This is a genomic window from Francisella sp. 19S2-4 (assembly GCF_036281795.1).
In the GTDB taxonomy this organism is placed as follows: domain Bacteria; phylum Pseudomonadota; class Gammaproteobacteria; order Francisellales; family Francisellaceae; genus Francisella.
The window spans coordinates 1-2479 of the sequence record NZ_JAWUZH010000086.1; the positions used below are offsets into that span (position 1 = coordinate 1).

Consider the following 2479-nt stretch of genomic DNA (forward strand, 5'->3'; position numbering starts at 1 on the left):
AAATACTAATATCTGTAACATCTGTATTTTACAAAATATATCTAACAATTTGGGATATTAATTCAACAGTCTTTTTGGTGTTGTCCTTATAAATTCTATAGTTGGATTTATTCAGGAGGTTAAGGCCACAAATGCTTTAGAAGCCTTATCAAATGTTGTTAAAACTGAAGCAATAGTATTGCGAGAAGGAAAAAAGAAGAAGGTTTTAAGTGAAGATCTTGTTCCAGGAGATATTATTTATATAACAGCAGGTGATAAAGTTCCTGCCGATACACGTCTATTTGATTTAAATCATTTAAAAATCGAAGAGGCAGCCTTAACTGGAGAATCTATTCCTATACTAAAAAAAATAGATAATTTGAATAATGATATTATTTTGTCTGAAAGAGTAAATATGGCATATGCTTCAACTTTTGTTACGAATGGTCAAGGTAAAGGAATTGTTGTAGCAACAGGAATGCAAACTGAAATAGGTAAAATTTCAAGTTTATTAGAAAATACAGAAGCTCTTAAAACTCCATTAGTTAAAAAAAATAGGTATCTTTAGTCAGAAACTTTTATATCTAATATTAGGATTAGCTCTATTTACTTTAATCGTAGGTATATATAGAGGAGAAGATATTTTTTATATGCTTAAAGCAATAGTTGCTTTAGCTGTTAGTGCTATACCAGAAGGTCTTCCAGCTGCAATTACAGCAACATTAGCAATAGGAGTATCTAGAATGGCAAAGAAAAATGCTATTGTTAGAAAACTACCTGTTGTAGAGACTTTAGGAAGTGCTACAGTAATATGCTCAGACAAAACTGGAACTTTAACACAAAATCAGATGACTGTTAAGAAAATCTGGACAAATAATGGTTTTTATGAGGTTTCCGGACAAGGATATTATGCTGAAGGAAGTATTATAAAAAATGATCACATTTTTTCTGTAAGTAAAGATAATGCATTAGAAGAGTGCTTAATAAATGGAATATTATGTAATGATAGTTCATATGATATTGAGAATGAAGAACCAGTATATGAAGGGGATCCAACAGAAATTTGTTTGTATTTATCTGCTATTAAAGCGGGTCTTAATTATAAAGATATTATGAGCAAAAGTATAAAAATAGATACTTTACCATTTGAGTCAGAAAGACAATATATGGCTACCTTATTTAAGAGGGATAATGGTTTAAATAGGATATATATAAAAGGTGCTATTGAGAGGGTTTTTTCTATTAGTGATAATATTTTAAATAAAGATGGTAGTTTAGAAGCTATAGATAGAGAAAAATTATTAAATTATTATAAAGAGGCTTCATCTCAGGGGATGAGAATTTTAACATTTGCATATAAAGATACTTTTAATGAATCTATTTTAGATGAGGATATGCAAGATGGTTTTATTTTTGTTGGCTTTCAAAGTATTATAGATCCTCCTAGACCTGGGGTAATTGAATCAATAAAACGTTGTCATTCTGCAGGTATAGTTGTAAAAATGATAACAGGAGATCATGTTTTAACAGCACAAGCAATTGCTAGTCAGCTAGGTATTATAAATGAAACTTATTCTGAAGTTCTGTCAGGAGAACAACTAGAGAAACTTAATGATAATGATTTGGCACAACAGTTAAAAGAAACTAATGTATTTGCTAGAGTTACACCTACGCAAAAATTAAGAATTGTTAAGTTACTTCAGCAGCAAAACAATATAGTAGCTATGACAGGAGATGGAGTTAATGATGCTCCAGCCTTGAAAAGGGCAGATATTGGCATTGCTATGGGAATAACAGGAACAGAAGTTTCTAAAGATGCTGCTGATATGATTTTAACAGATGATAATTTTGCAACTATTGAATTAGCAGTTAAAGAAGGAAGAGGAATTTTTGATAATATAACTAAATTTATAACTTGGACTTTACCAACAAACTTAGGAGAGGGACTAATTATTTTAATCGCTATTTTCTTAGGTGTAACTCTACCTGTAACACCTATTCAAATACTATGGATTAATATGACAACAGCAGTTTTCTTAGGTTTAATGCTTGCTTTTGAACCTAAAGAACATGATATTATGAATCGTAAACCAAATAGTCCCAATATAGCTATACTTAATCAAAGTTTAATAATCAAGATAATAATAGTTGGGTTAATTTTAGTAGGATCTTCATTTTTATTATTTTGGTATGAGTTATTTGTAAAAAATACAACTATAGAACAGGCAAGAACTGTAGCAACTACAGTCTTTATTGTTGTTGAGGCAATGTATTTATTAAATAGTAGGTCGATAGATAAAAGTGTGTTTGAAATAGGTTTATTTAGTAATAAATATATTTGGATAGGTATTATTCTAATGTTGATTTTACAATTATGTTTTATTTATTTACCAATTATGAATATGGCATTTGAGACAAGTCCAATATCTCTTAAAGACTGTTGAATTAATATCCCAAATTGTTAGATATATTTTGTAAAATACAGATGTTACAGATATTA

At 29.2% G+C, this 2479-nt stretch carries 1 protein-coding gene and 1 pseudogene; both read left to right on the forward strand.

The features are described 5' to 3' along the window. Positions 1 to 85: 85 nt before the first annotated feature. A pseudogene (locus R8535_RS10800) lies at positions 86 to 547 on the forward strand (P-type ATPase); the annotation flags it as partial. A 19-nt stretch (positions 548 to 566) separates the two neighbouring features. Next, positions 567 to 2423 carry a cation-translocating P-type ATPase gene (locus R8535_RS10805; protein ID WP_329499153.1) on the forward strand — a complete coding sequence of 619 codons (1857 nt, stop codon included), beginning with the start codon at positions 567 to 569 and terminating at the stop codon, positions 2421 to 2423. Positions 2424 to 2479: the final 56 nt, after the last annotated feature.